Source organism: Pseudomonas sp. DrBHI1, from assembly GCF_002205115.1.
In the GTDB taxonomy this organism is placed as follows: Bacteria; Pseudomonadota; Gammaproteobacteria; order Pseudomonadales; family Pseudomonadaceae; genus Aquipseudomonas; species Aquipseudomonas mosselii.
In genome coordinates this window covers 1-361 of sequence record NZ_NIBE01000126.1, presented here as the reverse complement: position 1 = coordinate 361, position 361 = coordinate 1, and the positions used below count along the sequence as shown (strand labels likewise).

At 53.7% G+C, this 361-nt stretch carries 1 protein-coding gene; it reads left to right on the top strand.

Going from position 1 to position 361, the window contains the following annotated elements:
- Positions 1–158 precede the first annotated feature (158 nt).
- The coding region (locus tag CC207_RS28005) for a hypothetical protein (protein ID WP_256582321.1) at positions 159–361 on the top strand (203 nt) is incomplete at its 3' end.

The following is a 361-nucleotide window of genomic DNA, read 5'->3' as shown; positions in this document are numbered from 1 at the left end:
GACCAATCTATGGTCACCCCATTTTTTGCAATACTGTTCATCAGATGGAATGGATGGCTTGCTTCAATCTATCCGGCGTCTATTGGGCTCGCATCCCGCGCCACGATGAGCATTCGCACCTGGCGATCCTAACAAAGTAGGCGGCTTCCAAGAGCCAATTGGTCGTTCAGGATCATCGCCAGGCCGATCGGCCGTTTATTTCATCTGTTGTTCAGCTATCGCAAAACCTGATGGTGAAACTCGGTGCAGCACAACGGGGTCAGGCGTTTATCGCGTCTGGCTCCGTTTTATATTGCGTGTGCCGAGTGGCAATGGCCCAAGCGATGCGTGCCAGTTTGTTGGCCAACGCGCAGGCCACCAC